Origin of the sequence: Paenibacillus eucommiae (genome assembly GCF_017874215.1) — a bacterium.
Lineage (GTDB): Bacteria > Bacillota > Bacilli > Paenibacillales > NBRC-103111 > Paenibacillus_AI > Paenibacillus_AI eucommiae.
Map to the genome: position 1 here is coordinate 119,025 of NZ_JAGGLB010000031.1, position 6,050 is coordinate 125,074.

At 45.9% G+C, this 6,050-nt stretch carries 6 protein-coding genes; 1 reads left to right on the top strand and 5 read right to left on the bottom strand.

The genetic code is table 11. From position 1 onward, the window contains the following. Nucleotides 1-5: 5 nt before the first annotated feature. The 5 genes from J2Z66_RS32810 to J2Z66_RS32830 all read right to left on the bottom strand — a co-directional run bounded on the left by J2Z66_RS32810 (nt 6) and on the right by J2Z66_RS32830 (nt 4,536). Nucleotides 6-920, bottom strand: a complete 915-nt coding sequence (locus J2Z66_RS32810) for a glycine betaine ABC transporter substrate-binding protein (protein WP_245376012.1) — start codon at nt 918-920, stop codon at nt 6-8. Between the two features lie 34 nt (nt 921-954). After that, nucleotides 955-1,596 (bottom strand): ABC transporter permease, encoded by a 642-nt coding sequence (locus J2Z66_RS32815; protein ID WP_209976992.1) that lies wholly within the window; start codon nt 1,594-1,596, stop codon nt 955-957. Nucleotides 1,597-1,603: 7 nt separating this feature from the next. Next, nucleotides 1,604-2,233, bottom strand: coding sequence for an ABC transporter permease (locus tag J2Z66_RS32820; protein WP_209976993.1), 630 nt, complete (start codon nt 2,231-2,233; stop codon nt 1,604-1,606). A gap of 39 nt (nt 2,234-2,272) precedes the next feature. Further along, nucleotides 2,273-3,241, bottom strand: coding sequence for a nucleoside hydrolase (locus J2Z66_RS32825; protein ID WP_209976994.1), 969 nt, complete (start codon nt 3,239-3,241; stop codon nt 2,273-2,275). A 98-nt stretch (nt 3,242-3,339) separates the two neighbouring features. Continuing rightward, complete coding sequence (locus J2Z66_RS32830; RefSeq protein WP_209976995.1) at nt 3,340-4,536, bottom strand: helix-turn-helix domain-containing protein; 1,197 nt, start codon at nt 4,534-4,536, stop codon at nt 3,340-3,342. Between the two features lie 298 nt (nt 4,537-4,834). On the opposite strand from J2Z66_RS32830, the gene rbsK reads away from it, so the two are divergent. Further along, on the top strand, nt 4,835-5,755 hold the full coding sequence (rbsK, locus tag J2Z66_RS32835) for a ribokinase (protein WP_312894889.1): 921 nt from the start codon (nt 4,835-4,837) through the stop codon (nt 5,753-5,755). The last annotated feature ends 295 nt before the right edge of the window (nt 5,756-6,050 follow it).

Genomic DNA, 6,050 nt, shown 5'->3' on the forward strand with positions numbered 1-6,050 from the left:
TGGATTTATTTGATTAATCCGTTTTCTTTCAAAAATTCCTTGGCAATGTCTTTCGGCTCTTCTTTAGCATCCCCGTCCGCTTTCCAGTTCAAATTCGTCATGACTTCAGAGGTCAGCAGGGCATTGATCTTGTTGATGATTTCACCGACTTCCGGATTGTTCTTCAGCGTTTCGCCGCGAATTTGCGTCGCCACTTGGTAAGGCGGCCAGAATTTTTTGTCATCTTCCAAAGAAACCAAATCCAGTCCGGCAATTTGTCCGTCTGTACCGAAGCCGATCGTAACGTCTGCTTCTTTACTTTGCAAAGCTTTGTATTTCAAACCGCCATCGAATAAAGGCGTTGCTTTGAACTTGAAGCCACCGTACAGTTTCTGCAAGCCTGGCAGTCCGTCAGGACGCTCGCCCACCTCCGGAATAATCGCGAACGTAAGATCCTTGGCAGCTGCGGCCAGATCCGACAATGTTTTGAGATTGTACTTTTCGGCTACTTCCTTGGTTGTAACCATTACATACGTGTTATTAAATGAAGTGCGGTCCAATAGTTCGATGTCCCATTGCTTGTACTGCTTCTTAACTTCATCATAAACCGTTTGAGTGTCGGTCATCACTTCGCCTTTGAGGACGTCCATCAATGCCGTTCCGGTATATTCCGGGTACAGGTCGATATCGCCCTTTTTCAGCGCTTCAAAAGCAATTTGCGTTCCCGCTAGATTCAGTGATCTTTTCACTTTGTACCCGGCCTCTTCCAACGCCTGAGAATAAAGCTCGCCGATAATATATTGTTCCGTGAATGCTTTAGCCCCGACTTTAATTGTCGGCTTGTCTCCGGATGAGGTATTTGAATTATTTCCACAAGCTGCAGCTACTACGACGAACATACATACCATACTAATAATTAGCATTTTTCTGATTGATTTCATTTTAACTACCCCCTTGAATGGTATTGGGCTTGGTCTAGCTTAATGGCGGCGTGACCGCTTTTTCGATTCTTGCGGCGATAAGTTCAACCGAGAATGCAAGGAGTGCGATTGGAATTGCTCCGACGAGCAGCAGGGATGGTTTAATTAAAGCAACCCCATTCAACACGAATACTCCCAATCCTCCTCCGCCTATGAAAGCGGCAAGAGAGGCGCCGGCGATCACTTCAACGGATGCAGTGCGGATACCGGTAATGATGACGGGCAAGGCAAGAGGGAACTCGATGATTCGGAGCACTCTCGACTTTTCCATACCCATTCCGTACGCGGCTTCAATTACATTCGGATCTACTTCCTTAAAAGCAGTTACTGTATTAATCAAAATAGGCGGGCAAACGAGCAGCGTCAAAGCAATTAATGCCGGTTTGAAGCCGATTCCCACATAAGGCATGGCCAAAGCGAGTACGGCAAGACTCGGTATAATCCTTCCTATGTTGACTGCGTTGAGAACGACCATAGAAATTCGATTAGACTTTGCCAGAAAGATGCCTAGCGGAATGCAAATGACTAACCCTATCGCAAGAGCGGAAATACTGAGCAGCAGATGAACTTTAACCGCTTCCGCGAAAGTCGCCTGGTTATTCATGATATACTGCCACGCTTCTCTAAACGTCCCCATCACCGCTTCACCCCCTTCTCCATGCTGCCCTGTTCATTGTTCTTTCGATCATACGAAAGACGAAATCGGCCAATATGGACACAAATGCGACGGCAATCGTTCCGGCCAATATTTTGCCTTTATGATCCTGGGCAAGTCCCTCGAATATCAGTTCGCCCAAGCCGCCTGCATTAATATAAGCAGCAATCACGGTAATCCCGATCATCATAACGGTTGCGATGCGCACCCCCGCAATGATTACTGGCATGGCCAGCGGGAGTATAATTTGGCGGAAGATTTTCCCGCTGCTCATCCCCATCCCTCTTGCCGCTTCAATAATGGCAGGATCGACGGCTCGAACGGCGGAAACCATATTGCGTACCAGCGTCATTTGAGAATACATAACAAGAGCAATGAGCGCCGGCTTCACACCTAAACCGAAAATCGGAATCATAAGCGCAAACAAGGCAAGACTTGGAATCGTATATAACAGTCCCAATATGACAATAACTGGCGTGTAGATCTTGCTAATCTTGTTCACGACGACCGTCAGAATGGTTGCCACGACAAGAGAAATGATCAGCGAGACGAATACAAGAATGAAATGCTCCCTTAACAGCTCCCAAATCCGGTCAAAATGTTGAATAAGATAGTCCATTCGATCCCCCCCTCGGTCCGGATAGAAAACGTTTAGATGTTAGGAGGATACGCGTCCCGGGCCGTTGGCCATTAGCTCAAGCATCCATTCCCAGAAACCCTCGACGTCCACTTCCACCGCCGCATCTATATTGGGTTCCCTGTTCATTACATTGTTGAAATCAGCCACGGTCATGCCGCGCGTGTTTTCACCGTCCAGCTCCACTGCAATGTTGTATTTCTTGGTCGTAATCAAATCCGGGCGCACCAGCGCAGCCATGGCAAGCGCATCATGCATGTATGCCGGATCAAGCTCAACGCTTCCGTATAGTGATACGGCTGATAATTGATTTCTATTGATCATGAAATCAATGATCCGGGTCGATAGCTCTGCGAAAGGGTTATCTGTAACCGCTATCTTTTCGAAAACGGACTTCGGCATTTCAGTTTTTAACGTGACATCCAGACCTACCATGGTCAATGGAATGCCAGCGTCGAATACGATCTTAGCCGCATCCGGATCGACCCAAATGTTGAATTCAGACGCTTGCGTCATATTTCCGCCTACCAGTGCTCCGCCCATGATCGTGATTCGTTTAATCAAGGTGTTCATGTCCGGATATCGAAGCAGCGCCAACGCTAAGTTGGTCAACGGGCCGCAAGCCAAAAGATGTAAGTCGCCTGCGCATTCCTTGGCAAAATGATAGATGGTATCCGCAGCATCTTTGTCGTAAAAGCCGCGCTTTGCCGGAGGCACAATGACGTTGCCTAAGCCCGATGGTCCGTGACTGATTGCGACGAAGAGTTCTTTCTTGAGTGGCCCTTCTGCGCCAAGTGCAACGGGGATATCAAAGCCCAAATAATCGACGATGTTCAGGGTATTTGTGCTCGTCTTATCCAGCTCTACGCATCCTGCCACCGTCGTAATCGCTTTAATATCCAGCGTGTCTTGATTGAGCAGCGCGCAGATCAGGGCAATGGCATCGTCTGTACCTGTATCGAAGTCCATAATATAAGGAATTTTTTTCATGCCTGACACTCCTCGTTATCTTTTGTAAGGGAAAGCCCTCTCATACCTTTATGATAGCGAAAAGCTAAACCATTGCCTCTAGCTAAAATTGCTGAGTACTAGCACAATTTTGCTGCACGATATTCTGAAGCGCTGCAGTTCATCAAACTCTTGAACTTTCTTGCAAAATAATTAGAATCATGAAATCCAACCCGGCTGGCGATCTCTTGCACCGATAAATCCGTCGTTTCCAAGTAGTGAACCGCTTTTTCGATCCGCATTTTATTTAAATAATCTATAAAGCTGAGACCGACTTCCTTCTTGAATAAGTGGGCAAAATGGTAGGTGCTTATAAAACAATATTGTGCTACCTGGTCCAAAGATATTTTATTACTCATATTCTGTTTTAAATATTCCAGGGCGGAACGAATGGCCGGTGACACATCCGCAGCATTGGCCAACGCTACTTGCCCGGCTAATTCCCGCCAATAATCACACACTTTGTGAACGAACTTGTCGTAGCGGATCGTATTATAAAGTTCTTGAATGACCCGTGCATTATCCGACAAAATCTCCGAAGCGTCGGCTCCCGTGTCGAGAACCAGGCGGGATAACGACATAACCAGATCGAAGGCTTCCGATTTGTACATATCCACATTGTGCATATAAGAATGAGCCATCTGCTCTAGCAGGATTTTCAGAAATGAGATGGAGCCTTCAATATCCCCGATCCGGACCCGGGCAAGCAATTCCGCTTTTTCTGCTGGCGAAACGGCCTTCTTCCACACCTTGTCAGACAGTTTACGCTTTTCGTAATGAAAAATGAGCCGGTTGCCCTGAAAAAAACGATCCATCAACGATTCTTTAGCTTCCTCATAGGAGTAATGAAGCATATAAGGGTTATCGTAATAGTCGGAACCGATGCCGATAGACACCGGAAACCCTCTATCATCCGCATAGTTCTGCAATCTTTTACCCAAACGAAGCGCCTTCTCTTTAATGGAGAGCCCGGACGGTTCTTCCGAAGGCAGATCCACAAGCAGTGCTAGTACTCCTTCACCCACCCAAACCCAGAGAAACGGTACGAGAATAGCCTCGTGAAGAGCTTCAACCAGCTGCTGCCCAATTTCCTCCCGCCAGGCAAATGGTTTGCTTATCGATAAATCCGGGTACCGGTCGATCGAAACGACCATCACCAATCGCGGGTGAATATGAATGCCAAGACGCTTCTGCATGTCTACAAAACTGCCTTCATGGACCAAAGTCCCCGATATGAGAAGATGGGAAAATGCGGCTTGCGCGACATCGAAATTCATTCGGCAACCCCCTTGAAAGTAGTTATCTCATGTATTATCACCATTTGAAAGACCCCCCTATTCGTCAAGTCGTAATTTTAACTTGGCTACGAGGATTTCGCAACTTGGAACCGTGCACACAGGATTTTTTTGAACGATTGGGAATGCTAGACGAAAGTAGAACACTGGCACCAAGAATGGGCCAAACGAATTGTTGGATTATCGGAGGTAAATATTTTTATGTATTCAGATAATATTTTTAATGCTAGTATATTAATCGAAAATAGGAATTATATAAAACTGCGATTGAAGAGGAGAAATGATGCGTAAAATAGTTGTTGTTGGTAGCATGAATATGGATATTGTGAACAGAGTAGAAAGACACCCTATGCCTGGTGAAACCATAAGTGGTAAGGGAGTGTCGTATTACACCGGAGGCAAAGGAGCCAATCAAGCAGTGGCTGCCGCACAGTCCCAAGTTCATGTCTCTATGGTTGGAGCTATTGGTAAGGACGCGTTTGGCGCAGAGCTGAAGTCTGCTTTGGCTTTAAAAGATGTGCATACAGATTGGATCAAAGAGATGGAAGGCACGAGCGGAATCGCCTTCATCACTGTAGATGATTTGGCAGAAAATATTATTATTTTAGCTGAGGGGGCTAATGGTGCTTTTTCGCCTGAAGAGTTGACCCTAATGCCTGTTGTTTTCGATAAAGATACCACTGTGCTTCTTCAGAATGAGATTCCTTGGGAAACCAACCTCTTGGCCATGAATTTAGCCAGACAGGCAGGGAGCCGGGTTATTTTCAATCCTGCACCAGCCCTTAAAATACCAACTGATATCCTACCTTTGATTGACCTCCTGATATTAAATGAAAAAGAAGCTGAAGCCATAAGTGGTGTTCAAATATCGAATCAAGCGGATGCACAAACAGCTGTAGAGAAGCTGCTGGACGCTGGCGGAAACTCCGTTATTATTACATTAGGGGACAAGGGATCTTTATATGCCGATAGGGTTGAAGGCATGTTCTTCAGTCCAGCCTATAAGGTAAAACCGGTTGATACTACGGCTGCAGGGGATACATTTATCGGGGCTTACGCTGCTGCAAGCGGGACTGGAATGACGGTTTCGCAAAGCTTACAATATGCTTCAGCAGCAGCTGCAATTGTCGTAACTAGAGAAGGAGCGCAAAGCTCAATCCCGACAAAAGCGGAAATCCTGACATTTATTGATAATAATTGATGATATTAAGAAAAAGATAAGAGAAAAAGATAAGAGAAAAAAGGGCTTAGCCTAATAATCAGTGCTTGACAGTCAAGCTAACATTCGATGGCGGTTAAATGCTACGAAAATGCCAGCTTTATAGCAGCACGGTATTTGTCATAGCTATTTTCATATCGGCGAGGGTAACACGTGCGCTAATGGTCAACGCAGTCCGTTATAAGCGGAAATGCAGCGAAATGAGATTGTAACGGTCACGGATGTCTAAACTTGCCCCACTATGCTTCCAATTTTATGGAAACATCAAATATTGGAA

Coding starts and splice junctions, on each gene's coding strand:
- J2Z66_RS32820 (WP_209976993.1), bottom strand. CDS start 2,233: ATGGACTATCTTATTCAACATTTTGACCGGATTTGGGAGCTGTTAAGG.
- rbsK (WP_312894889.1), top strand. CDS start 4,835: ATGATGCGTAAAATAGTTGTTGTTGGTAGCATGAATATGGATATTGTG.
- J2Z66_RS32825 (WP_209976994.1), bottom strand. CDS start 3,241: ATGAAAAAAATTCCTTATATTATGGACTTCGATACAGGTACAGACGAT.
- J2Z66_RS32815 (WP_209976992.1), bottom strand. CDS start 1,596: ATGGGGACGTTTAGAGAAGCGTGGCAGTATATCATGAATAACCAGGCG.
- J2Z66_RS32810 (WP_245376012.1), bottom strand. CDS start 920: ATGAAATCAATCAGAAAAATGCTAATTATTAGTATGGTATGTATGTTC.
- J2Z66_RS32830 (WP_209976995.1), bottom strand. CDS start 4,536: ATGAATTTCGATGTCGCGCAAGCCGCATTTTCCCATCTTCTCATATCG.